This is a genomic window from Phyllobacterium sp. 22229, from assembly GCF_052056495.1.
In the GTDB taxonomy this organism is placed as follows: Bacteria; Pseudomonadota; Alphaproteobacteria; order Rhizobiales; family Rhizobiaceae; genus Phyllobacterium; species Phyllobacterium myrsinacearum.
Genome location: NZ_JBQEPA010000030.1, coordinates 25,882 through 47,156 on the forward strand (window position 1 = coordinate 25,882; position 21,275 = coordinate 47,156).

Sequence of the window (21,275 nt, forward strand, 5' to 3'; positions counted from 1 at the left end):
CCGCAAGGTTTCAGTGGTTTGTCACAGTTTGGGCAGCCCGGCCTTGCCTGCTTCTCCGGGATGCCGCCTGACATAGTCCGCTTTCAGGTCTTCCGAAGTTCTGCGGCTGCCGTCATGGCTCCAGCCCGGCGGTGCCGCCATGTAGAGCAGCCGCTCGCGCAAGGTCAGGCCTGGCGAGAAAACGTCCTTGAGCATGCCGGCCCATTCGTGGAAAGCCACGCGCACCGGGTTGAACGTGCCGATATTCCTGACGATTCCATAATGCGGGACATCTTCATCGAGCTCTTCGACGAATGTCCCGAACATGCGGTCCCAGATGATCAGGGTACCGGCAAAGTTGGCATCGAGATAGCGCGGGTTGGTGGCGTGATGCACGCGGTGATGCGACGGGGTGTTGAAGATGAATTCGAACGGCCGCCACATCTTGCCGATGGCTTCGGTATGGATCCAGAACTGGTAGACGAGATTGAACCCGTAGACGAAGGCGATCACGGCGGGGTGGAATCCGAGCAGCACCATCGGCACCTGCAGGATGAACATGCCGGTTATCTGGCCGGTCCAGGATTGGCGCAGGGCCGTGGAAAGATTGTAATGCTGGCTGGAGTGATGGTTGACATGCTCCGCCCAGACCCAGCGCACGCGGTGGGCAATGCGATGATAACAGTAATAGCGCAGGTCGTCGAAGACGAACGCCGCAATGAACACCCACCAGTGCAGGCCGAGATCGAAGAAGCGGAACTGCCAGACCCACATCAGGGCTGTCACCGAAACGAAACCCAGAAGCAGTCCGGCGGCGACATTGCCCGTACCCATCAGCAGGCTGGTCAATGTATCGCGCGTCTCGAAGTCGCCTTTGCGGTGCCAGTAGCGAATGGCCGCAAGTTCAATAAGGATGGCAATGATATAGAACGGGACGGCCAGTTTCGTCACGTCAAAGAACATGGGCGCGTTCATGGGTGATCCCTTCGGCAGAATTCGCAGAAGCCTGAAGCCAAGCCCGAACGATACTCCGGTCCGTTTCGCTGGCAAATGAAAATGTCTGGCGCGGCCAGGTAATGTCATGCCACCGCACTTTGAGCGCGAGATCGCCGGCCGGCTCTGCGCTTGCAACATCGGATGCGGAAATACAGCGGGTCAGGAACTTGTTGCCGATACCGTGCACGATGCCGGTCCGGTGCATGGCGAGTTCGAAAAAGGCCGTCCGCCGGTCGTGCGTATAGACAATCGGCCCGATGCGGCTCTCGGGGAAATCGACAAGGAAGATTGATCGGGCCTCGCCGTCATCGGCAAGCTGCGGCCGCTCACTGCCGCCAGCCAGGTGCACGGCGAGAACGCCGACTGAAATACCGACAACGATCATGCCGATCAGTGCTGGCAAACCAAGCAATGCACGCCTCCCCGCAATGCCGCCCCGTGTCGAATCGCACGGCCGTCTGTTCTCCCGCACGCACCTTTCCACAGTGCAGATCAATGCACAATCATGCACCCAATCACGGCGTTTGGGGCATCCTCCGGTTGGAATTCTCCATGGATATACTGTTCAAAAGTAAGTGATAACAGGCCATATCGCGTATTTCCTGCGATGCACCGCATGCCGTCTCTTGACGGAAATAGTAATATACAAGACTATAAATGATATTGGGGTGGTGAAGCAGGGGTATATGGGGGACGATTCAAAATTTAGTCCAGTGATAATCTGTGGGTGCAAGAGAAGTGGTACTACAGCGCTTGTTCGAATATTGAACGAGAACGGTATTACTATTTCCAATGAATGGGCTCTATTCGCCTGGAGCGCATGGCAGCATGAATTTTCACTTTCCGATTGGCTGTATAACAAACATCTGGAAGTTGAAAACACGGAATGGCTTCAGCACTGGAATTATCGAATGAAGCTTTCGGGCGATGAGGCTGAGCGCGGCTTTCCCGCCGCGCTTCACGCGGTTTATGGCAGCAAGCCGCGCTGGAAATGGGGCGACAAATGGCCCGATTACGTGTTTCACATGCGGGAAATCAAAGAGCATTTCCCCAATGCCAAGGTGATCTATATCTACAGGGACGGCCGCGATGTCGTGGCGAGTATGCTGCGCAAGAGCATGGCCGATGACGTCAACCATGGCTTCGAACAGTGGATCAGCGCCATCGAGGCGTGGCGGTCCTGGGAAAATGAGGTCGATCACATCGCCGTAAAGCAGGAGGATTTGCTTCACTACCCCGCGGAAGTCGGCGCCTATATCGCGCGGTATTGCGGCATACGGCTGGCGAGTGCCGATCATGCGCGGCATGTTGTTCTTGGTGCTGACGGTGTGTCGAAGGACGACTATGTCGGGGAAAACCGGTTTGCCCATATGGGGGCTTACACCGCTCTGTTTTCCGATGACGATGTCCCGCCGGCGGCAAGGCAATTGCTGGCATCCCTCGGTTATGTCTGATGGGCCGGTGTGAAAGGAAGGGAACTGGCGGAGAGAGCGGGATTCGAACCCGCGTTACGCTTTTGACGTAAACACACTTTCCAGGCGTGCGCCTTCAACCACTCGGCCACCTCTCCGCAATTCGTCCGGCATGGGGCCGGTCGGGTTGGTCGTTCTCAGCCGGAAAACCCGGCTCAGGAGCACCGTCAACCATCGGTCACTCAGTCTTTGGAGTTTGCGCGAGTCACTTGAAGATGGTTAGCCAACAACGACCCCGTGCGGCGCGCACTATAGTCAGAACAGGCTCTTGTTCAACACCTATTTCAACATAAATGCGCTTTGGCATAATTTCATTCCCTTGTCACTGAAATTGCTGGGAATTTTCAGGGAAACTTCATCGTTCGGGCTCAAAATGCCGGCAAGTTTGCATTCAACCGGTAAGCGTTCCACGCTAGAATACCGTTTTCCCGGCGCCGGATGGCCCCGGCCGATGACTTTGGAGAGAGACGTGATCCGACCTGTATTGAGGCTTTTCGCCTATATTGCGCTTGCCATGGCAATCATCGCTGCGGTTCTTGATGCGGCGCGGTCCGTGGGTGCGTCACATCTGGTCACCACCCCCTTGCAGGAAAGCTGGCAATCCCTCTCCGCCCCGTCTCTTGGCGCCGTCGAGACCTATTTCAAGGCCCATCTCTATGCCGCCCTGTGGGACCCGCTGACGCTGTGGGTTCTTGCAACGCCCACCTTTATCGTTTTCGCCGTCCTGGCCCTGCTTCTCTACACGCTCGGCTACCGGCGCCAGAATCGCGCCGGGCGTTTTGCCGCGCGGTGAGGCCTGGTCCTGCGGAAATGCGCCGTTCCACAGGCGAAGCCTGCATAAGATACTGATAGAAATAGGTTATTTTGCGATATTTGACCGGGAGGCAAAATTCCGCGTGAATTTTGCTGTGAGCCGTGCAAGATTGCTTTCGGGGCGGCTGTGACGGGATGGGCCGCAACACAGTCCGGAACCGGCCGGAACCGGCAGAATGCCGGTCCTGCTCAACAAAATCCAGAGGGTTGGTATCAAATGAAGCGTATTGTTCTTGGTCTGCTGGCTGCTACAGCCATGTCCGTTTCGGCCTATGCCGCGGACAATAAACCTGCCTTGATTTTCGATCTCGGCGGCAAATTCGACAAATCCTTCAACGAGGCGGCGTTTCATGGCGCAGAAAAATACACCAAGGAATCCGGTGTAAAATTCCGCGAGTTCGAAATCCAGAATGAAGCCCAGCGCGAACAGGCTCTGCGCAAGTTTGCCACCGATGGCAACTCGCCGATCGTGATCGCCGGTTTCTCCGCCGCTGCGGCCATTGAAAAGGTCTCGACGGAGTTTCCGGATACGAAATTCGTCATCATTGATGCGGTGGTCGACAAGCCAAACGTGCGGTCGGTTGTCTTCAACGACAATGAAGGCTCCTATCTCGTTGGCGTTATCGCCGCCAAGGCCTCCAAGAGCGGCACGGTGAGCTTTGTCGGCGGCATGGATGTTCCCCTGATCCGCAACTTCGCCTGCGGCTATGTCGGCGGTGTGAAGGCGACAAATCCGGCTGCCAAGGTCATCCAGAACATGACAGGCGACACGCCTGCCGCCTGGAACGACCCTGCAAAGGGTGGTGAAATCGCCAAATCGCAGATGGACCAGGGGTCTGATGTGATCTTCGCGGCGGCTGGCGGCACCGGTATCGGTGTGCTGCAGGCGGCTGCCGATGCGAACAAGCTCGGTATCGGCGTCGATTCCAACCAGAACGGCCTGCATCCGGGCAAGGTTCTGACCTCGATGATGAAGCGCGTCGATGTGGCCACCTACAACGCGTTCAAGGACGGCGCGGACGGCAAGTTCACATCAGGCGTCAATGTTCTCGGCGTCAAGGAAGGCGGCGTCGACTATGCCGCCGACGAAAACAACGCCAAGCTGCTGACCGACGATGTCAAGAAGGCTGTCGAGGCGGCAAAGGCCGATATCATTTCGGGCAAGGTCAAGGTTCACAACTACAACACGGACAATGCCTGCCCCTACAAGGGCTGATTTTTCTCCGGTCTGACGAGCCGCCGGTTGCAAGACCGGCGGCTTTGTCCTGGGCGCCGGGGCTGCTTGTTTTATCCATGAAACATGAGAATATGCCACTCCGCGTCACTGACGCGCGCTGGAGATTTTCCCATGTCTGCGATCGCCGTTTTCTTCTCTATCCTTGGGGTTCTGCTGCTGGGCGCGATGAGCCCCGGTCCGAGCTTCGTCCTGGTTTCCCGCATTGCCATCACCTCGCCGCGCCTGCACGGGCTTGCGGCCGCCCTTGGCATGGGCATCGGCGGGACGATCTTCAGCTGCCTTGCGGTTCTGGGGCTGACGGCCCTGCTGATGCAGGTCGAGTGGCTTTACCTGATCCTGAAAGTCGCCGGCGGCGCCTATCTGGTCTACGTCGCCATCCGCATCTGGAACAGTGCGGCCGAACCCCTGGCCCTGCCGGGAACCGGCGGGCACATGTCGCTGGCCCGGTCGTTTTCCTTCGCGCTGATGACCCAGCTGAGCAATCCCAAGACGGCCATCGTCTATGCCAGTCTTTTTGCCGCGCTGCTGCCCGCCAATGCCCCGCTCTGGCTGCTGCTGGCGCTGCCGCCCATGGTCTTCATCATTGAAACGGGCTGGTACACATTCGTCGCCACCATGTTCTCGACGGCGCGCGCCCGCGCGACCTATGCCGGGTTCAAGGCATGGATCGACCGCGGCGCCGGGGCCGTCATGGGGGCGCTGGGCATGAAGCTGATCGTCGAGGCGTTCAAGACGCACAGGATTTGATCAGAGGACGCGATTGAGGATCGCCATTCCCGCGTTCTCGCCGGCCAGCGCCTCGTGGTGCTCCCAGCCTGCGGCACGATAATAGTCCGGCTTGTCCGTGTAGAGATAAAGCTCCGGATGGCCCTGGTTGCGGGCGGCATTTTCCGCCGCCGCAATCAACTGCTTGCCAATGCCTTTGCTGCGGAAAGGCGGAGCGACATACAGGCTGGCGAGCCAGGGTGCCAGATGCGCATGGCTCTCAAGATCATTGTCGATCAGCAGCACGAGGCCTGACGGAATACCGGCATGCAGGGCGACGAATGCTTTTTGCCGGCTGTCCGGGGCAAGGAACGCCATGAACGCGTCCACGGTCTCCTGCATTGTCCGTCCGGCTTCCTGTCCCCATTCGTGAAAATTCCAGCGGGCGCAGACCGGGACCAATTCTGGGCGATTCTCCAGGGGTTCGACAGTAATCATCAGCTTACCAGTGGGGCGGTTTGGTCACCGGAATGTCCGGTGTTGTTTGTTCTTCCAGAACAAGGAAACGGTCGGTCAAGGCATCAAGCTTGCGGCGCATGGCTTCAATCACCGTCCATTGTTCGGCAATCTGGACGGAAAGCTCTTCAATGGTTTTTTCCTGTTCCGTCACCAGAATTTCAAGGCTGGTGACACGGTCCGTATCAGCGGTCATATCTCTCTCCGTTACCAGGCCGTTCTGTAGATCGCCAAGGCATCGGCCTCGGTCACATCCCGCGGGTTGTTGACGAGAAGCCGCCCCTGTTTCATGGCATCGGCTGCCATCGCAGGCAGGTCGCCCTCGCCAATGCCGACATCGCGCAGCCGCGTCTGCAGCCCCAGCTTGGCCGAGAGGCCGGCCAGGCGGTCGATAAACCTGCCGCAGACAAGCTCTACGCCTCCCGACACATCGATACCGGCGAATGCATGGGGCGCCAATGCAGCATAGTGTGTTGCGGCTCCATTCATCGAATCGGCCGCGTTGTACCGCAGCACATGGGGCAAAACCAAGGCATTGGACAGGCCGTGCGGCACATGGAAGGTTCCGCCGATGGGGTAGGCAAGGGCATGGACGGCGGCAACGGGGGAGTTGGCAAAGGCCTGTCCGGCCAGCATGGAACCGAGCAGCATGGCCGAACGCGCCGCCTTGTCCTGGCCCTGGAAAACCGCCGTTTCGATGTTGGCACCAAGGAGCCGCAAGGCCTCGACAGCCAGCGCCCGGGAGAGCGGGTTGTTGTTGGCGTTCTTCGAGGCATAGGCCTCGATGGCATGCACCATGGCGTCGATGCCTGTCGCCGCCGTCACGTGCGGCGGAAGGCCGAGGGTGAGATCCGGGTCAAGCAGCGCCACATCGGGCAGGATGAGCGGGGACGAGACGCCGCGTTTTTCATTGTTGCCAACGGTGATGATGGAGACCGGGGTCACCTCGGAGCCGGTTCCCGCGGTGGTGGGAACGAGCGTCAATTTCAGGCGCGGCCCCCTGGCATTTCCCACGCCCCAGGCATCGTCGAGATTCTCATGCGAGCCTGCAAGCAAGGCGGCAAGCTTGGCCACATCCAGCGAAGAGCCGCCGCCAAAGCCGAGAACATGGTTCACACTGTTCTCCCGGGCCACGTCCACGGCATTCAGCAGTGTATCGAGCGACGGATCGGCTTCCACCTCGCCGAACACCGTGATATCGGCTCCGGCGGCCTGCAGGCTTGCAATGGCCGGTTGCGCCAGTCCGAGGGCCAGAATGGTTGCATCCGTGACGATGAGCAGGCGGTCCTTGGGGGTTATGCGCAGGTGCGCGGCGATATCACCGCTGGCGCCCGCCGCAAAGACGATGCGCGGGGTGGTGTGAAAGGCAAAGGGAGCGATGATGTCGGTCATGCCGGGAGATTGCCAGAGCAGGGGCGGGCTTGTCGAGGCCCGCGCTGGAGCGGGAAACATGCAATTCTTGACTAAAAAGTAAAAAATCCGGTGAAAGAGCAATCGGGGACCGAACGGAACCGGTTCCATTTGATTTTTCTTTGCTCTAGGGTCAAAAGTTCGGAACGATAAAAAGCTGATCAACAGCGGATGGGGACATGGCAGAACCGGCGATTGAACTTGTTGGAATTGATAAGCGGTTTGGTGCAGTTCACGCCAACCGTGACATTCATTTGCGCGTCGAAAAAGGCACTATTCACGGCATTATCGGGGAAAATGGCGCTGGCAAGTCCACGCTCATGTCCATTCTCTACGGGTTTTATCAGGCCGATAACGGCGAAATCCGCATCAATGGCGCGCCGGTCAGGATCAGCGATCCCAATGCCGCCATCGGGCTGGGCATCGGCATGGTGCATCAGCATTTCATGCTGGTTGAAAATTTCACCGTGCTTGAAAATGTCATGCTTGGCGTCGAGGGCGCGCCGCTGCTGAAGCGCGGCATTGCCAAGGCCCGCGCCGAGCTGAAGCGGCTGGAGCAGGAATACCAGCTGGATGTCGATCCCGATGCACTGATCGAGGAACTGCCGGTCGGTCTGCAGCAGCGCGTTGAAATTCTCAAAGCCCTGTATCGCGGCGCTGATATTCTCGTGCTTGACGAGCCCACCGGTGTTCTGACACCCGCCGAAGCCGACCATCTGTTCCGTATTCTGGAGCAGCTCAAGGCGCAGGGCAAAACCATCGTCCTCATCACCCACAAACTGCGCGAGATCATGGCTGTCACCGACAATGTTTCGGTCATGCGCCAGGGCGCGGTCGTGGCGACGCGCAAGACAGCGGAGACGACGGTCGAGGAACTGGCTGAACTGATGGTCGGACGCCGTGTGCTCCTGCGCGTGCAGAAAGGCGAAGCCAAGCCGGGGGAGGTCAAGCTCTCGGTGGAAAATCTCACGGTGCGCGACAGCCGCGGCGTGGTCATGGTCGACAATGCATCCTTCACCGTCCGTGCCGGCGAAATCGTCGGCATTGCCGGGGTGGCGGGCAATGGCCAGTCGCAGCTGATCGAGACGGTCGCCGGCATTCGCACGGCGGTGTCCGGCCGCGTGCTCCTGGACGGACAGGTCATCGATATCACGGGTGCGGCCGATCCGGGCGAATTGCGCGATCGCGGCCTTGCCCACGTGCCCGAAGACCGGCATCACATGGGGCTGGTCCTGGCCTTCGAGGAATATGAGAATTCCATTCTCGGCTACCACGACGATCCGCTCTATCTGAACGGGCCATTCCTCGATATCGACGCCATCAAGGCCGATGCGCGCAAGAAGATCGAGAAATACGATATCCGCCCGAGCGATCCGCGGCTGAAGACGGCGAATTTTTCCGGCGGCAACCAGCAGAAGATCGTCCTGGCCCGCGAAATCGAGCGCGATCCGGGCGTGCTGATCATCGGTCAGCCAACGCGCGGCGTCGATGTCGGCGCGATTGAATTCATCCACAAGCGGATCATCGAGATGCGCGATGCCGGCAAGGCCGTGCTCCTCGTTTCGGTTGAGCTGGATGAAATCCGCTCCCTGTCCGACCGCATTCTGGTGATGTTCGCCGGACGGATCGTCGGTGAGCGCGACGCGGATGCGAGCGAAGGCGAGCTGGGTCTTCTGATGGCCGGTGTTGAAAATCAGGAGGCGGCGGAATGACCACCACCCAGGCACTTCTCGTCATCGATGTGCAGAATGCCATTGACGATGCCAAATGGGGCCGACGCGGCCAGCCGAAGGCCGAGGCGCAGATTGCCCGCCTGCTCGGCGCATGGCGGGAGCGCCGTCTGCCGGTCGTCCATATCAAGCACGATTCCACCGATCCGGCATCGCCCTACCGCCCCGGCACCACGGGCAATGATTTCAAGCCCGAGGTGGCGCCGCAGATCGGCGAGCCCGTGGTCGACAAGCGCACCAACAATGCCTTCATCGGCACGGACCTGATGGACGTGCTGGACGAATTGCAGGTGCACAGTCTTGTGGTGACGGGCGTGCTTCTGGAAAACTCCGTCGATGCCACTGTCCGCATGGCGGCCAATCTCGGCTTTGAGGTGATTGTGCCTGAAGATGCCGTCGCCAGCATCGATCGAACCGATCATCGCGGCAAGAGCTGGAGCGCGGAAGATGTTCACGCGCTGGCGCTGTCCATTCTTGATGGCGAATATGCCAAAATCTCCACCTCCGACGCCATCATTGAGGCCCTGCCATGAGCCAGCCCTTTGCCAAACTGCCTGCCTGGGCTGATTATGGCCTGCTGCCGCTGATCAATCTGATCGTGGCCTTTTTTGTTGCGGGCCTCGTCGTTCTGCTTGTCGGCGAAAGCCCGATCGACGCCGCCGTCCTGATGGTCAAGGGCGCCTTCGGCTCCGGCGATGGTGTCGGCTATACGCTGTATTATGCGACGAACTTCATTTTCACCGGCCTGTGTGTCGCCGTGGCATTCCATTGCGGCCTGTTCAACATCGGCGGTGAGGGGCAGGCCTATATTGGCGGTCTCGGCGTCGCGGTGATCGGCCTTGGCCTCGGCAATATCCTGCCCTGGTGGATCACCTTTCCGCTGGCCATCATTGCCTCGGGTCTGGTCGGTGCGCTCTGGGCGCTCATTCCGGCATGGCTGCAGGCCAAGCGCGGTTCGCACGTGGTCATCACCACGATCATGTTCAACTTCATTGCCGCCAGCATCATGGTCTATCTGCTGGTGGGCTATCTCAAGGCGTCGGGCACACAGGCGCCGGAAACCCGTGTCTTCGGCGATGGCGGACAATTGCCGGGCCTCGGCTGGATGCTCAGCCTGATCGGGCTGAACATGCGCTCCGCGCCGCTCAACATCAGCTTCCTCCTGGCGCTGGTTGCCGCCTTCCTTGTCTGGGTGCTGATCTGGCGCACCAAGCTCGGCTATGAAATCCGCACCATGGGCTACAGCCCCAAGGCCGCCCGCTACGCCGGTATCGGCGAGGTCAGGATCATCGTCATCACCATGATGATATCGGGCGCGCTGGCCGGCATGATGGCACTGAACCCGATCATGGGGGCGCAGCACCGCGTGCAGCTTGATTTTGTCGCCGGTGCCGGTTTCGTCGGCATTGCCGTGGCGCTGATGGGGCGCTCGCACCCGGCGGGCATTGTTCTCGCCGCCATCCTGTTCGGCATGCTCTATCAGGGCGGCGCGGAAATCGCCTTCGACATGCCCAATATTTCCCGCGACATGATCGTCATCATCCAGGGGCTGGTGATCCTGTTTGCCGGCGCACTGGAGCACATGTTCCGTCCGACCCTGTTGCGCGTCCTGCAGCGGCTCGCCCGCACGAAGCGCCAGTCCACACCGGCCGTCGCCGCCGAGGGAGGTCAATAATGGATAGCTTCACCGTCGTCCTGCAGGTTCTCGATTCGACGATCCGCCTCTCCGTGCCGCTGCTGCTGGCCTGTCTTGCCGGGCTCTATTCCGAGCGTGCCGGCATCTTCGATATCGGTCTGGAGGGCAAAATGCTGGCGGGGGCCTTTGCGGCGGGCGCCGCGGCCACCTATTCCGGCTCGGCCTATGCCGGGCTTCTTGCAGCCATCGCAGTGTCCGTTGCGCTGGGGCTGGTGCATGGCTTTGCCTCCATCACCCATCGCGGCAACCAGATCGTTTCGGGCGTTGCCATCAACTTCATTGCCGCCGGGACCACCGTCATTCTCGGTCAGGCCTGGTTCCAGCAGGGCGGGCGCACACCATCGCTGCCCAACGCCGCGCGCTTCAACCCGATCGATCTGCCGGGTGTGGAAACGCTCAACAGCATCCCCGTCATCGGCGCGATCTATTCCGAGCTGGTTTCCGGCCATTCCGTGCTGGTCTATCTCGCCTTCCTGCTGGTGCCGTTCACCTGGTGGGTGCTGTACCGCACGCGCTTCGGCCTGCGCCTGCGCGCCGTCGGCGAAAACCCGGCGGCGGTCGACACGGCCGGTATTTCGGTGCCGTGGCTGCGCTACCGCGCGGTGATCTGCTGCGGCTTGCTCTGCGGCATCGCCGGTGCCTATCTGGCAACCGCGCAAGGGGCGGGTTTCGTCAAGGACATGACGGCGGGCAAGGGCTATATCGCGCTCGCCGCCCTGATCTTCGCCAAGTGGCGGCCGGTCCATGCCATGTTTGCCTGTCTGCTGTTCGGTTTCCTCGATGCCATTGCCATCCGCATGCAGGGGCATCCCGTGCCACTCATCGGCGAGGTTCCCGTGCAGCTGATGCAAGCCTTGCCCTATATTCTCACCATCGTGCTGCTGGCCGGTTTCATCGGCAAGGCAATTCCGCCCAAGGCGGGTGGTGTGGCCTATGTGAAAGAGCGATAGAATGAATACAGACCTGTTCGATGCCGCCTTTGCCGCCATGCAGAAAGCCCATGCACCCTATTCGCAGTTCCCGGTGGGCGCTGCCGTGCGCACCAGTGACGGGCGGATTTATGCCGGCTGCAACATCGAAGTCATTTCCTATCCGGAGGGATGGTGCGCCGAAACCACCACCCTGTCGCACTTCGTCATGGGTGGCGGTGGCACAATCACAGATATTCTAGTGGTTGCGGAAAAGAAGGCGAAATGCACGCCCTGCGGCGGCTGCCGCCAGCGGCTGGCGGAGTTCGCCGGTCCCGAAACGCGCCTGCACCTGTGCGACAATGACGGCATTGTCGAAACGCTGACGATGAAAGAGATTTTCCCCTACGGCTTTGAAGCGGAAGTTCTGGGAAAAGGAAGTGCCGCATGATTGCGCCTGCCACCGGAGCGCTCATCCACAAGTTGCAGGGTCTGGCGCCGCGCGTTGCGCTTGTCCTCGGGTCGGGTCTGGGTTCCCTCGTGGATGCGGTCGACAATGCCATCCGCATTCCCTATGCCGATCTGCCGGGTTTTCCGCACAGCGGCGTCTCCGGCCATGCCGGGGAAGTGGTCGCCGGCTATCTCTCCGGCAAGCCGGTGCTGATGCTGGCGGGCCGCGCGCATTACTATGAAAAGGGCGATGCCGCGGTCATGCGTCCGGTCATGGCGGCGCTGGCTGACCTTGGCATCGAAATGCTGATCCTGACCAATGCGGCGGGCTCGGTGCGCCACGATCTTGCGCCGGGCAGTGTCATGCTGATTGATGATCACATCAACTATTCCGGGCTCAATCCCCTGATCGGCGAAGCCTCCGATCAGCGCTTTGTCGGCATGACAGCCGCCTATGACAGAAAGCTCAAGGACGCCTTTGTCATTGCTGCCGCCGAGGTGGGCGAGAAGCTGCCGATGGGCGTCTATATGTGGTTCTCCGGCCCCTCGTTCGAAACACCGGCGGAGATCCGCATGGCACGCACGCTCGGCGCCGATGCGGTTGGCATGTCGACGGTGCCCGAAGTCATTCTCGCCCGCTTCTTCGGCCTGCGCGTTGCCGCCTGTTCGGTCATCACCAACTACGGGGCAGGCATGACGGGAGCGGAACTCTCGCATGAGGAAACCAAGGATGTCGCGCCGAAGGGCGGTGCGCGCCTGCAGACAATCATCCGGGCGCTGGTCCGGGAGATAGGCTAGATCATGCTGCTGCCGCAGGAAATCATCCGCCGCAAACGCGATGGACATGCGCTGGATGCGGCGGATATCACCGCCTTCGTCAATGCCATGAGCTCGGGCGCCATCACCGAAGGGCAGGTTGCCGCCTTTGCCATGGCGGTGTTCTTCAATGGCATGAAGCGCGATGAAGCGGTCGCCCTGACGCTCGCCATGCGCGATTCCGGCGATATTCTCGATTGGTCCGATCTGCCGGGCCCGGCTGTCGACAAGCATTCGACCGGCGGTGTCGGTGACAATGTCTCGTTGATGCTGGCGCCCATTGCCGCCGCGTGCGGGGCCTATGTGCCGATGATTTCCGGGCGCGGCCTTGGCCATACCGGCGGCACGCTCGACAAGATGGATTCGATCCCCGGTTACCGCAGCCAGCCGGACAATGCGCTGTTCCGCAAGGTCGTGCATGAGGTCGGTTGCGCCATCATCGGCCAGACCGCCAATCTCGCACCGGCCGACAAGCGCTTCTATTCGATCCGCGACGTCACAGCCACGGTCGAATCGATCCCGCTGATCACCGCGTCCATCCTGTCGAAAAAACTGTCGGCCGGGCTCAACGCGCTGGTGCTCGATGTGAAATCGGGCAATGGCGCATTCATGGCACGCAGCCGCGATGCCGTGGCCCTGGCCGAAAGCATTGTCGCGGTGGCAAGCGGCGCGGGGCTGGCCACCACCGCTTTGCTGACCGACATGAACGAGCCGCTGGCGCTTGCCGCAGGCAACGCCGTGGAGGTGCTGAATGCCGTGGATTTCCTGACCGGCGATCTCCGGGATGCCCGCCTTGAAGCGGTGACACTCGCTTTGGTTGCCGAAATGCTGGTTTCGGCAAAACTCGCGGCCAGTCCCAAGGCCGCTACCGATATGGCGCGGGAAGCCCTGAATTCCGGCAAGGCCGCAGAGGTCTTTGGCCGCATGGTTGCCGGGCTTGGCGGCCCTGCGGATTTCATCTCCCGCGCCCGCCATTATCTGCCCGTCGCGCCGGTGACGCTGGAAGTGAAAGCGCCGCAGGCAGGCTATGTCGCGTCGGTGGAAACACGGGCGGTTGGTGTCGCCGTTGTCACGCTCGGCGGCGGGCGCATCCGTCCGCAGGACCCGGTTGACCACGCGGTGGGCATCACGGCGCTGCAGCCGGTCGGTGCGCTGATGGAAACGGGTGATCCGATTGCCCTTGTGCATGCGCGCAGCCAGGGCGATGCCGAGGCGGCTGCCCGCGCCATTCTTGCCGCTTATGGCTTTTCCGGCCGCAAGCCGCGCACGGTCAATCCTGTCCTGCGCCGCATCGGCGGATGAACCCTATTTCGTGCCGTACATCCGGTCACCGGCATCGCCGAGACCCGGCATGATATAGCCCTTTTCATTCAGGTGGCTGTCGATGGCCGCCGTGAACACCGGCACATCGGGATGGGCCTTGGTGAAGCGCTCGATGCCTTCGGGTGCCGCAAGCAGGCAGAGGAAGCGGATATTGGTTGCGCCGCGATCCTTCAGCTTCTGGATTGCCGCGATGGCCGAATTGGCGGTCGCCAGCATCGGATCGACAACGATGATCAGCCGGTTGACGATATCTTCGGGTGCCTTGAAGTAATATTCCACTGGCTGCAGCGTGTCGTGGTCGCGGTAGAGGCCGATATGCGCCACACGCGCAGCGGGTACCAGATCGAGCATGCCTTCAAGTAGGCCATTGCCCGCGCGCAGGATCGAGGCGAAGACCAGCTTCTTGCCTTCGAGCACCGGCGCATCCATTTCCATCATCGGCGTCTGGATGCGGATGGTGGTCAGTTCGAGATCGCGCGTGACCTCGTAGCACAGCAGCAGCGATATTTCCTTGAGCAGCCGCCGGAATCCCGCCGTGGATGTATCCTTGTCGCGCATGATGGTGAGCTTGTGCTGGACAAGCGGATGGGAAACGATCGTAACGCCCATGGAGAACTCCTACTCGAATTTTCCCCGACCTTAGCTGCTCGCAACCGATCCCGCAAAGTCCGCATCCCCTGCACGCACAGTTTTGTCGGCGTCGAGGCGCTCAATCAGGGTGTTTCGCGTGGTTTCATCCACATAGGCTGCCTTGAGGGCTGTCCGCGTGATCTCTGTCAGGGCGCCGTCGTCACAGCCGAAAAACGCGGCGGCGATATCGTACTCCCGCGCAAGGTCCGTGTGGAAATAGGGCGGGTCGTCGGAATTGAGCGTGACCGGCACCCCGGCCCTGGCCAGTGCCGGAAAAGGATGGGACGGGAAATCGGCGTAGACCTGCAGCGAAATATTGGAGCCGGGGCAGCATTCCAGAAGGATTTGTTCTTCCGCCAGCCGCCGCACCAGATCGGGATTCTCGATGGCGCGCACCCCATGGCCGATGCGCGACGGCCTGATCGCGTCGAGCGCATTGGCCACGCTTTCCCAGCCGGAAAGTTCGCCCGCATGCACGGTGATGCCGAGGCCGGCGTCGCGGGCCACATCGAAAGCCCGGGCAAAATCCCTGGGATGGTGCATGCGTTCATCACCGGCCATGCCGAACCCGGTCACCAGCGGATGCGGGTTTTCGGCGATGTATCGTGCCGCTTCCATGACCGCATCCGGCCCCTTGTGGCGCAGGCCCGTGGCGATCATGCGCGATTCGATGCCGGTGGCCGCCTTGGCGCGCCGCATGCCTTCCGCCAGCCCTTCTATGTAGGCGCGCGGCGAAAGTCCCGCGCTGATGGCATGGTCGGTGGAGATGAACACTTCCGAATAGATCGCGTCCTGCGCGCTGAGCGCCAACAGGTAATCCTCGGTCAGGTCAGCATAATCCTCCTGCGTGCGGAACAGCGCCGAGGCCTGATCATAGGCGCGCAGGAAGGAGGTGAAATCGTGCCAGACAAATCTGCCGTCAACGATAAAGGCGGAAACATCGGCGCCATACTTGGCGGCTTTTCGCGCAACGAGGGCGGGAGAGGCGGCACCTTCGACGTGGCAATGCAGTTCGGCCTTCAACACCATGGGCGGTCTCCATTCGACAAAATGTGCAGCGCGTCGCTTCATCGCGCAACAGACAATAGCCTTCTGCGTTTCAATCTTCTATGCTCCGCCCGCAAAAGAGATCAGCAGGTAGCACAATGAGCCAGCAACGCACCGGTGCCCATGGCGGCATGGAAACATCCTTCGGTTTTCAGGATGTCGGCGACGGAGAAAAGCAGACACGCGTCAACGACGTGTTTCACCGCGTCGCCAAGCGCTACGATGTGATGAACGATCTGATGTCCGGCGGCCTGCACCGCGTCTGGAAAGATTCGATGATTGCCTGGCTTGCGCCGTCCAAGACGTCGAACTGGAAGACACTCGATGTCGCCGGCGGTACGGGCGATATCGCCTTCCGCATCGTCGAGGCCTCCAATCGCAATGCCCATGCCACCGTGCTCGACATCAACGGCTCGATGCTGGGTGTCGGCCGCGACCGCGCGGCGAAAAAGGGCCTTGCCGACAATACCGAGTTTGTCGAAGCCAATGCCGAGGAACTGCCATTCGAGAATGCCAGCTTCGACGCCTATACCATCGCCTTCGGCATCCGCAATGTGCCGCATATCGACCGCGCTCTGGCGGAAGCCTATCGCGTGCTGAAGCCGGGCGGACGCTTCCTCTGCCTGGAATTTTCCGAGGTGGAACTGCCGCTTCTCGACAAGATTTACGACGCCTGGTCGTTCAATGCGATTCCGAAAATCGGCAAGGCGGTCACGGGGGATGCGGATTCCTACCAGTATCTGGTGGAATCCATCCGCAAATTCCCCCGGCAGGCGGATTTCGCCGAGATGATCCGCACGGCAGGTTTCGAGCGGGTGAGCTGGCGCAACTTTACCGGCGGTATCGCTGCCCTGCATTCCGGCTGGAAATTGTGACGTTCTGAATGAGTAAGCTTACCGCAACATTTCGCCTGATCCGGGCTGGATGGATCATGACGCGCGAAGGCGTTATTTCCGCACTGCCCGCCGAAGGCCTGAGCGGCCTTCCCGCATTCGGCCACCGCATCGCCGGGCTGCTGGCAAGGCGGCGCGCCCGCACGGCCCGCCGCTCCGAGCGCATGTCGCGCGCCATCAACAAGCTCGGGCCGTCCTATGTCAAGCTGGGCCAGTTCCTGGCAACGCGGCCCGATGTCGTCGGCACCGAAGTGGCCGACGATCTGGCGCTGTTGCAGGATCAGCTGGATTTCTTCCCGATGGAAGCGTCGGTCAAGGCCATCGAGGGATCGCTCGGCCGTCCCGTCGGCGATCTCTATGTCAATCTCGGCGAACCCATCGCCGCTGCATCGATTGCGCAGGTCCATCCCGCCTATGTCAGGACGGGCGGCGAGGACCGCAAGGTTGCCGTCAAGGTTGTCCGGCCGGGTGTGCGCCAGCGCTTCAACAATGATCTGGAAAGCTTCTTCCTCGTGGCAAAGTGGCAGGAGCGCTACGTGCCTGCCACGCGCCGCCTGCGTCCGATCGAAGTGACGCGCACTCTGGCGCAGACGACGCGCATCGAGATGGATCTGCGGCTGGAAGCCGCCGCGCTTTCGGAAATCGGCGAGAATACCAAGGACGATCCGGGCTTCCGCGTGCCGACTGTCGACTGGGAGCGCACCGGGCGCGATGTGCTGACGCTCGAATGGATCGACGGCATCAAGATGTCGGATATCGATGGCCTGCGCGCCGCTGGCCACAATCTTGTCGGCCTTGCCGAAACACTGATCCAGTCCTTCCTGCGTCACACATTGCGGGATGGGTTCTTTCATGCCGACATGCACCCCGGCAACATGTTCGTCGATGATCGCGGGCATATCGTTGCCGTGGATTTCGGCATCACCGGGCGGCTTGGCAAGAAGGAGCGGCGTTTCCTCGCCGAAATCCTCTACGGCTTCATCACGCGCGACTATGTCCGTGTCGCCGAGGTGCATTTCGAGGCGGGCTATGTGCCGCATCACCACGACGTGGCGAGTTTTGCCCAGGCCATCCGCGCCATTGGCGAGCCCATCCATGGCCAGCCCGCCGAAACCATTTCCATGGCCAAACTGCTGACCCTGTTGTTCGAGGTCACCGAGCTTTTCGACATGGAGACCCGGCCGGAACTGGTCATGCTGCAAAAGACCATGGTGGTGGTGGAAGGCGTCTCCCGCACGCTCGATCCGCATTTCAACATGTGGAAAGCGTCCGAACCTGTCGTCGGTGACTGGATCCGCCGCAATCTCGGCCCGCAGGGAATTCTTGGCGATGCGCGCGAGGGTGTTGGTGCCCTGCTGCACCTCGCCCGTCAGGCACCCGAACTGGTGGCGCGCGCTGACCGCCTGTCGAAGGAGATGGACCGGATGGCGGAGCAGGGCTTCCGCTTCGACGACGAGACGGCAAAGGCCATCGGCAAGGCGGAGGCGCGGCATACACGCTCTGGCCGTATTGCTCTCGGGGTGATTGCAGTCTGTCTGGTCGCCATCACTTATAAGCTTCTTTTTTGAGATTTTCTGCGCTAATATGATTGCAATGATTGCATTTTATGCAGTCTTTGTTCTCGGAGTGCAATCATATGGCCAGCATCACCATCCGCAATCTCGATGACGCAACCAAGGAAAAGCTGCGGCTGCGCGCCGCTGCCCATGGCCGGTCGATGGAGGAGGAAGTGCGCCTTCTCCTTGCAGCGCTGGATCTGCATGCCAGCCCTTCCATCACCCAGGTCCCGGCGCCCTCATCAGGACTGGCAACCGGAACGCTCGGCGGGCGGCATATTCTTCTCATCATCGGCGGCGGCATTGCCGCCTATAAATGTCTCGACCTCATCCGCCGCCTGCGCGAGCGCGGCGCGCATGTGCGCCCGGTGCTGACCAAGGCGGCGGAGGAGTTTGTCACGCCGCTGTCCGTCGGTGCACTGGCCGCAGACAAGGTTTTCACCGGCCTGTTCTCCCGTGAGGATGAGCACGATGTCGGGCATATCCGCCTGTCCCGCGAAGCGGATATCATTGTCGTTGCCCCGGCAACGGCGGATCTGATGGCAAAAATGGCGGGCGGTCTGGCCAATGATCTCGCCTCGGCGGTGCTGCTGGCCACCGACAAGCCCGTGCTGATCGCCCCGGCCATGAATCCGAAAATGTGGGCGCATCCGGCAACCCGGCGCAACCGCACGACCCTTGCCAATGACGGCATCCGCTTTGTCGGGCCGAACAGCGGCGAGATGGCCGAAAGCGGCGAGGCGGGTGCCGGGCGCATGGCCGAACCGCTGGAGATCGTCGCCGCAATTGAAAAGCTGCTGGATGTCGGGCCGAAACCGCTTGCCGGCAAGACCATTGTCATGACCTCCGGCCCGACGCATGAGCCCATCGATCCCGTGCGCTATATCGCCAACCGTTCTTCCGGCAAACAGGGCCATGCCATCGCCGCTGCGCTGGCGCGGCTGGGTGCAACCGTGCATCTGGTCTCCGGGCCGGTGACCATTGCCGACCCCGAGGGCGTGTCGGTCACCCATGTGGAATCCGCCCGCGACATGCGCGATGCCGTGGAGCTGCTGCTGCCTGCCGATGCGGCGGTCATGGTTGCGGCGGTCGCCGACTGGCGTACGGCAAGTGAGGCGGGCGAGAAGATCAAGAAGCAGCCCGGCGCGGCGGCGCCAGCCCTGCAGATGGTGGAAAATCCCGATATTCTTGCCGGGGTCGGGCACAGCAAACAGCGGCCGCATCTTGTTGTGGGCTTCGCGGCGGAAACCCAGGACCTGCTCGCCAATGCGCGCAAGAAGCTCGACAAGAAAGGCGCCGACTGGATCGTTGCCAATGATGTCAGCCACACCACCGGCGTGATGGGCGGCGACCGCAATGCCGTGCGCATCGTCACGCGTTCCGGCGTCGAAGAATGGCCCGACATGAGCAAGGAGGAGGTGGCGGAGCGGCTGGCAGCCCGGATCGCCGCGGCGCTGCAGACGATCGAGGTCTGACGCGGCGCCGCCAAAGCGTAAGTATATGCTTACGTTAAAAGCCGTTTGACTTGATGCGCGATAATCTTCAGAAAAGCCATGTCATTGTTCAAGATGGAATCCCCATGACTGCTACGCCTATCGTTGAAACCGAACGCCTCATTCTGCGCGCGCACGGGCTGGAGGATTTTGAAGCCCTGCACAGCCTGTGGACGCAACCGGCGGTTTATGAATTCATTTCGGGCAAGCCGTCGACGCGCGAGGCGTCCTGGGGCCGGCTGCTCAAATATGCCGGTCTCTGGGCCCTGAACGGTTATGGGTTCTGGGCGGTCGAAGACAAGGCCACCGGCCGCTATGTCGGCGATATCGGCTTTGCCAATTTCCTGCGTGACATCGAGCCGCCCTTCGGCGACACGCCTGAAATGGGCTGGGTTCTCGCGCCGGAAATCCACGGCAAGGGCTATGCCAGTGAAGCGCTTGCGGCAGCCGCGGCATGGGGCGACGGTTTTTTCAGACAGGAGCGGGCCCTGTGCATCATCTCGCCGGAGAATGCCGCCTCCGTCCGGGTGGCGGAAAAGACCGGGTTTGCCCGGATCGGCGAGGTTGACTACACCGGGGAAACGGTCCTGCTGCTCGAGCGCAGGTTCAAGCGCTGACCGGGCAATAACTGGCCGCCGCCTACCACCCCTCGCCCTTCTGCGATATGTGATGGACGATCTGGCAGGGACTGGTGATCCAGAAATCCCGGTGGCCGTCCGGCAGCGGCTCGATTTCATCGCAGCGGACGACGCCGGCAGCGTTCAGGTGAACTGCCGCCGCACCGGCATCGTCGGCGGCAATCTCCAGCCACAGCTCGGCCTGGCTCATGCCGGGCACCCGGTCGATCCACAACTGGTTCGAGCCGAAATGGAACCCGATATGCGGAGGGTGATTGTCGAGGGGCTTCAGGCCGATCACGTCGCGGTAGAAGGCAACCGTTGCCTCATACTGGTGGGGCGGAACTTTCATGGCAATGTTGTGGTTGCCTTCATAGCGCGGTTTCATGCGAGGTCATCCTTCCGTGAATGCGGTGCGTTCGCGTTGACGCAGTAAAAATGTCATGCGGGCAGCGCCCTGTCATATTCTGCCTCGAGGTGCTCCAGCTTTGACCAGAAATCCGCGGTTTCAGCCCCGTTGAGCACGTTGATCAGCACGCTCAGATGCGTGTGCCAGCCGCTGGCGACGCTGACCATGGCGCCATGATCGGCAAGGCGGCTGTGGGTGAGGGTCAGCAGCGTGTCGCCGCCCGCCGCCTGCAACTCGAAGCTCACTTCCGACGCCGCGCCATTGCCTTCTTCCCAGGTGAAGGACAGGTATGCCGGCGGCTCGCACCGTATGACTTTCCCGACATTCCGGTGGCCTTCATATTTCCGGTATTTTTCCGGGGTGGGCGCGGTGGACAGTTCGGAATGGCGGAAGGTCAGTTCCACCGGTCCGCCGGCGTGGTCCGCCATCGGCCCTTTGGCGAGCCATTTGCCGCGCTTTTCCGAGTCGGTGAGATAGGCCCATACGCGCTCCACCGGGCCGGGGAGCAGCCGTTCGATGCGAACGGTGCGCGGTGCGGTGGCAATGCCAAGCTGGTCGTTTCCCTGATGCAGGCTCATT

24 protein-coding genes and 1 tRNA gene are annotated in these 21,275 nt (G+C 61.2%); 15 read left to right on the forward strand and 10 right to left on the reverse strand.

The annotated features are described in order from the left end of the window. Nucleotides 1-21: 21 nt before the first annotated feature. Nucleotides 22-954: a sterol desaturase family protein gene (locus ACTJJ7_RS25645; protein ID WP_130268417.1), complete on the reverse strand. Its 933-nt coding sequence runs from the start codon at nt 952-954 to the stop codon at nt 22-24. Next, the gene (locus ACTJJ7_RS25650) at nt 932-1,387 is read right to left on the reverse strand and encodes a hypothetical protein (protein WP_440969242.1); all 456 of its coding nucleotides are present in this window, start codon (nt 1,385-1,387) and stop codon (nt 932-934) included. Before ACTJJ7_RS25650 ends, ACTJJ7_RS25645 begins: the two co-directional genes overlap by 23 nt. A 274-nt stretch (nt 1,388-1,661) precedes the next feature. Here ACTJJ7_RS25650 and ACTJJ7_RS25655 point away from each other — a divergent pair, with 274 nt between their 5' ends. Beyond that, nucleotides 1,662-2,429, forward strand: a complete 768-nt coding sequence (locus ACTJJ7_RS25655; protein ID WP_105733939.1) for a sulfotransferase family protein — start codon at nt 1,662-1,664, stop codon at nt 2,427-2,429. Between the two features lie 25 nt (nt 2,430-2,454). Here ACTJJ7_RS25655 and ACTJJ7_RS25660 read toward each other — a convergent pair. Then, nucleotides 2,455-2,545: transfer RNA gene (locus ACTJJ7_RS25660), tRNA-Ser, on the reverse strand. A gap of 371 nt (nt 2,546-2,916) precedes the next feature. Here ACTJJ7_RS25660 and ACTJJ7_RS25665 point away from each other — a divergent pair. The 3 genes from ACTJJ7_RS25665 (at nt 2,917) to ACTJJ7_RS25675 (ending at nt 5,244) form a co-directional block, all read left to right on the forward strand. Continuing rightward, complete coding sequence (locus ACTJJ7_RS25665) at nt 2,917-3,240, forward strand: hypothetical protein (RefSeq protein WP_105734583.1); 324 nt, start codon at nt 2,917-2,919, stop codon at nt 3,238-3,240. 237 nt (nt 3,241-3,477) lie between these two features. Then, nucleotides 3,478-4,476 carry a BMP family lipoprotein gene (locus ACTJJ7_RS25670; protein ID WP_440969243.1) on the forward strand — a complete coding sequence of 333 codons (999 nt, stop codon included), beginning with the start codon at nt 3,478-3,480 and terminating at the stop codon, nt 4,474-4,476. 132 nt (nt 4,477-4,608) lie between these two features. After that, nucleotides 4,609-5,244 (forward strand): LysE family translocator, encoded by a 636-nt coding sequence (locus ACTJJ7_RS25675; protein ID WP_105733937.1) that lies wholly within the window; start codon nt 4,609-4,611, stop codon nt 5,242-5,244. On the opposite strand, the gene ACTJJ7_RS25680 is transcribed toward ACTJJ7_RS25675, so the two are convergent. From ACTJJ7_RS25680 to ACTJJ7_RS25690, 3 genes are read right to left on the reverse strand one after another with little or no spacing between them, the layout of a single operon-like run. Next, nucleotides 5,245-5,700, reverse strand: a complete 456-nt coding sequence (locus ACTJJ7_RS25680; RefSeq protein WP_105733936.1) for a GNAT family N-acetyltransferase — start codon at nt 5,698-5,700, stop codon at nt 5,245-5,247. Between the two features lie 4 nt (nt 5,701-5,704). After that, nucleotides 5,705-5,914: a SlyX family protein gene (locus tag ACTJJ7_RS25685; protein WP_440969244.1), complete on the reverse strand. Its 210-nt coding sequence runs from the start codon at nt 5,912-5,914 to the stop codon at nt 5,705-5,707. Between the two features lie 11 nt (nt 5,915-5,925). Then, a complete protein-coding gene (locus ACTJJ7_RS25690) occupies nt 5,926-7,098 on the reverse strand; it encodes an iron-containing alcohol dehydrogenase (RefSeq protein WP_440969261.1) in 1,173 nt (390 codons plus the stop codon). A 209-nt stretch (nt 7,099-7,307) separates the two neighbouring features. Here ACTJJ7_RS25690 and ACTJJ7_RS25695 point away from each other — a divergent pair, with 209 nt between their 5' ends. The 7 genes from ACTJJ7_RS25695 to deoA are packed head-to-tail and all read left to right on the forward strand — an operon-like array spanning nt 7,308 to nt 14,030. Continuing rightward, nucleotides 7,308-8,840 (forward strand): ABC transporter ATP-binding protein, encoded by a 1,533-nt coding sequence (locus ACTJJ7_RS25695; RefSeq protein WP_105733934.1) that lies wholly within the window; start codon nt 7,308-7,310, stop codon nt 8,838-8,840. Beyond that, entirely contained in the window at nt 8,837-9,391 is a 555-nt protein-coding gene (locus tag ACTJJ7_RS25700) for a cysteine hydrolase family protein (protein WP_105733933.1), read from the forward strand. The genes ACTJJ7_RS25695 and ACTJJ7_RS25700 overlap by 4 nt, the downstream gene beginning before the upstream one ends. After that, entirely contained in the window at nt 9,388-10,533 is a 1,146-nt protein-coding gene (locus ACTJJ7_RS25705) for an ABC transporter permease (RefSeq protein WP_105733932.1), read from the forward strand. The genes ACTJJ7_RS25700 and ACTJJ7_RS25705 overlap by 4 nt, the downstream gene beginning before the upstream one ends. Then, complete coding sequence (locus tag ACTJJ7_RS25710; protein WP_440969245.1) at nt 10,533-11,504, forward strand: ABC transporter permease; 972 nt, start codon at nt 10,533-10,535, stop codon at nt 11,502-11,504. The genes ACTJJ7_RS25705 and ACTJJ7_RS25710 overlap by 1 nt, the downstream gene beginning before the upstream one ends. Nucleotide 11,505: 1 nt before the next feature. Further along, the gene (locus tag ACTJJ7_RS25715) at nt 11,506-11,913 is read left to right on the forward strand and encodes a cytidine deaminase (RefSeq protein WP_105733930.1); all 408 of its coding nucleotides are present in this window, start codon (nt 11,506-11,508) and stop codon (nt 11,911-11,913) included. Beyond that, the gene (locus ACTJJ7_RS25720) at nt 11,910-12,710 is read left to right on the forward strand and encodes a purine-nucleoside phosphorylase (RefSeq protein WP_105733929.1); all 801 of its coding nucleotides are present in this window, start codon (nt 11,910-11,912) and stop codon (nt 12,708-12,710) included. The genes ACTJJ7_RS25715 and ACTJJ7_RS25720 overlap by 4 nt, the downstream gene beginning before the upstream one ends. A gap of 6 nt (nt 12,711-12,716) precedes the next feature. Continuing rightward, nucleotides 12,717-14,030 (forward strand): thymidine phosphorylase, encoded by a 1,314-nt coding sequence (deoA, locus tag ACTJJ7_RS25725; RefSeq protein WP_440969262.1) that lies wholly within the window; start codon nt 12,717-12,719, stop codon nt 14,028-14,030. Between the two features lie 3 nt (nt 14,031-14,033). Here deoA and upp read toward each other — a convergent pair whose 3' ends face one another. Together upp and ACTJJ7_RS25735 are read right to left on the reverse strand one after the other, a co-directional pair. Further along, entirely contained in the window at nt 14,034-14,660 is a 627-nt protein-coding gene (gene upp, locus ACTJJ7_RS25730) for a uracil phosphoribosyltransferase (protein ID WP_105733928.1), read from the reverse strand. 30 nt (nt 14,661-14,690) lie between these two features. Continuing rightward, nucleotides 14,691-15,710, reverse strand: coding sequence for an adenosine deaminase (locus tag ACTJJ7_RS25735; protein ID WP_440969246.1), 1,020 nt, complete (start codon nt 15,708-15,710; stop codon nt 14,691-14,693). Between the two features lie 116 nt (nt 15,711-15,826). Between ACTJJ7_RS25735 and ubiE the strand changes: the two genes are divergently transcribed. The 4 genes from ubiE to ACTJJ7_RS25755 all read left to right on the forward strand — a co-directional run bounded on the left by ubiE (nt 15,827) and on the right by ACTJJ7_RS25755 (nt 20,287). Continuing rightward, the gene (ubiE, locus tag ACTJJ7_RS25740; protein ID WP_440969247.1) at nt 15,827-16,603 is read left to right on the forward strand and encodes a bifunctional demethylmenaquinone methyltransferase/2-methoxy-6-polyprenyl-1,4-benzoquinol methylase UbiE; all 777 of its coding nucleotides are present in this window, start codon (nt 15,827-15,829) and stop codon (nt 16,601-16,603) included. An 8-nt stretch (nt 16,604-16,611) separates the two neighbouring features. Next, a complete protein-coding gene (gene ubiB / locus ACTJJ7_RS25745; protein ID WP_440969248.1) occupies nt 16,612-18,189 on the forward strand; it encodes a 2-polyprenylphenol 6-hydroxylase in 1,578 nt (525 codons plus the stop codon). A 68-nt stretch (nt 18,190-18,257) separates the two neighbouring features. Beyond that, complete coding sequence (coaBC, locus tag ACTJJ7_RS25750; RefSeq protein WP_440969249.1) at nt 18,258-19,652, forward strand: bifunctional phosphopantothenoylcysteine decarboxylase/phosphopantothenate--cysteine ligase CoaBC; 1,395 nt, start codon at nt 18,258-18,260, stop codon at nt 19,650-19,652. Nucleotides 19,653-19,756: 104 nt separating this feature from the next. After that, a complete protein-coding gene (locus tag ACTJJ7_RS25755; RefSeq protein WP_105733924.1) occupies nt 19,757-20,287 on the forward strand; it encodes a GNAT family N-acetyltransferase in 531 nt (176 codons plus the stop codon). Nucleotides 20,288-20,309: 22 nt separating this feature from the next. On the opposite strand, the gene ACTJJ7_RS25760 is transcribed toward ACTJJ7_RS25755, so the two are convergent. Then, nucleotides 20,310-20,675 carry a VOC family protein gene (locus ACTJJ7_RS25760; RefSeq protein WP_440969250.1) on the reverse strand — a complete coding sequence of 122 codons (366 nt, stop codon included), beginning with the start codon at nt 20,673-20,675 and terminating at the stop codon, nt 20,310-20,312. Nucleotides 20,676-20,728: 53 nt separating this feature from the next. After that, nucleotides 20,729-21,274: an SRPBCC family protein gene (locus ACTJJ7_RS25765; protein ID WP_130268426.1), complete on the reverse strand. Its 546-nt coding sequence runs from the start codon at nt 21,272-21,274 to the stop codon at nt 20,729-20,731. Nucleotide 21,275: the final 1 nt, after the last annotated feature.

Bases quoted from the DNA above. Each gene is read 5' to 3' on its own strand.
- ACTJJ7_RS25645 (WP_130268417.1), bottom strand. From the start codon at position 954: ATGAACGCGCCCATGTTCTTTGACGTGACGAAACTGGCCGTCCCGTTC.
- ACTJJ7_RS25655 (WP_105733939.1), top strand. From the start codon at position 1,662: ATGGGGGACGATTCAAAATTTAGTCCAGTGATAATCTGTGGGTGCAAG.
- ACTJJ7_RS25670 (WP_440969243.1), top strand. From the start codon at position 3,478: ATGAAGCGTATTGTTCTTGGTCTGCTGGCTGCTACAGCCATGTCCGTT.
- ACTJJ7_RS25675 (WP_105733937.1), top strand. From the start codon at position 4,609: ATGTCTGCGATCGCCGTTTTCTTCTCTATCCTTGGGGTTCTGCTGCTG.
- ACTJJ7_RS25680 (WP_105733936.1), bottom strand. From the start codon at position 5,700: ATGATTACTGTCGAACCCCTGGAGAATCGCCCAGAATTGGTCCCGGTC.
- ACTJJ7_RS25685 (WP_440969244.1), bottom strand. From the start codon at position 5,914: ATGACCGCTGATACGGACCGTGTCACCAGCCTTGAAATTCTGGTGACG.
- ACTJJ7_RS25695 (WP_105733934.1), top strand. From the start codon at position 7,308: ATGGCAGAACCGGCGATTGAACTTGTTGGAATTGATAAGCGGTTTGGT.
- ACTJJ7_RS25700 (WP_105733933.1), top strand. From the start codon at position 8,837: ATGACCACCACCCAGGCACTTCTCGTCATCGATGTGCAGAATGCCATT.
- ACTJJ7_RS25705 (WP_105733932.1), top strand. From the start codon at position 9,388: ATGAGCCAGCCCTTTGCCAAACTGCCTGCCTGGGCTGATTATGGCCTG.
- ACTJJ7_RS25710 (WP_440969245.1), top strand. From the start codon at position 10,533: ATGGATAGCTTCACCGTCGTCCTGCAGGTTCTCGATTCGACGATCCGC.
- ACTJJ7_RS25715 (WP_105733930.1), top strand. From the start codon at position 11,506: ATGAATACAGACCTGTTCGATGCCGCCTTTGCCGCCATGCAGAAAGCC.
- ACTJJ7_RS25720 (WP_105733929.1), top strand. From the start codon at position 11,910: ATGATTGCGCCTGCCACCGGAGCGCTCATCCACAAGTTGCAGGGTCTG.
- upp (WP_105733928.1), bottom strand. From the start codon at position 14,660: ATGGGCGTTACGATCGTTTCCCATCCGCTTGTCCAGCACAAGCTCACC.
- ACTJJ7_RS25735 (WP_440969246.1), bottom strand. From the start codon at position 15,710: ATGGTGTTGAAGGCCGAACTGCATTGCCACGTCGAAGGTGCCGCCTCT.
- ubiE (WP_440969247.1), top strand. From the start codon at position 15,827: ATGAGCCAGCAACGCACCGGTGCCCATGGCGGCATGGAAACATCCTTC.
- ubiB (WP_440969248.1), top strand. From the start codon at position 16,612: ATGAGTAAGCTTACCGCAACATTTCGCCTGATCCGGGCTGGATGGATC.
- coaBC (WP_440969249.1), top strand. From the start codon at position 18,258: ATGGCCAGCATCACCATCCGCAATCTCGATGACGCAACCAAGGAAAAG.
- ACTJJ7_RS25755 (WP_105733924.1), top strand. From the start codon at position 19,757: ATGACTGCTACGCCTATCGTTGAAACCGAACGCCTCATTCTGCGCGCG.
- ACTJJ7_RS25760 (WP_440969250.1), bottom strand. From the start codon at position 20,675: ATGAAACCGCGCTATGAAGGCAACCACAACATTGCCATGAAAGTTCCG.
- ACTJJ7_RS25765 (WP_130268426.1), bottom strand. From the start codon at position 21,274: ATGAGCCTGCATCAGGGAAACGACCAGCTTGGCATTGCCACCGCACCG.